This window comes from Larkinella soli (assembly GCF_003703975.1).
GTDB classification, from domain to species: domain Bacteria; phylum Bacteroidota; class Bacteroidia; order Cytophagales; family Spirosomataceae; genus Larkinella; species Larkinella soli.
This window is the reverse complement of record NZ_QTJY01000073.1, coordinates 1-411: the sequence shown is the minus strand read 5'-3', so window position 1 is coordinate 411 and position 411 is coordinate 1. Positions and strand designations below refer to the sequence as shown.

Sequence of the window (411 nt, the reverse complement as noted above, 5' to 3'; positions counted from 1 at the left end):
ATGGCGGAGGTAACGATAATAGTACCGGCCTACAACCGGGCCGATCTGATCGCCGAGACGCTCGAATCGGTGCGCAGCCAGGACTTTGCCGACTGGGAGTGCCTGATCGTCGACGACCACTCGACCGACGCCACTCCCCAGGTCTGCCGGGACTATGTCCGGCGTGACGGCCGGTTCCGGTTTCTGGCCAATGCCCGCAGCAAGGGGGCGCAGGGGGCGCGCAACACGGGCATCGATCAGGCTCAGGGGCGGTATGTGATCTTTCTGGATTCGGACGATCTGCTCAGCAGCGACTGTCTGTCGCGCCGGGTGGCCCTGGCGCACCGGCATCCGGCCTACGACTATTACTGCTTTGCCACGGCCATCTTCAAACACCGGCCCGGCGATACCCACCTCCAGTGGAATTATCTG

General features: G+C 63.5%; 1 protein-coding gene. It reads left to right on the top strand.

Going from position 1 to position 411, the window contains the following annotated elements; all coding sequences use genetic code 11:
- Positions 1-411 (top strand): glycosyltransferase family 2 protein (locus tag DX909_RS29365; protein WP_164851467.1); only part of this gene is annotated, 411 nt, incomplete at both ends.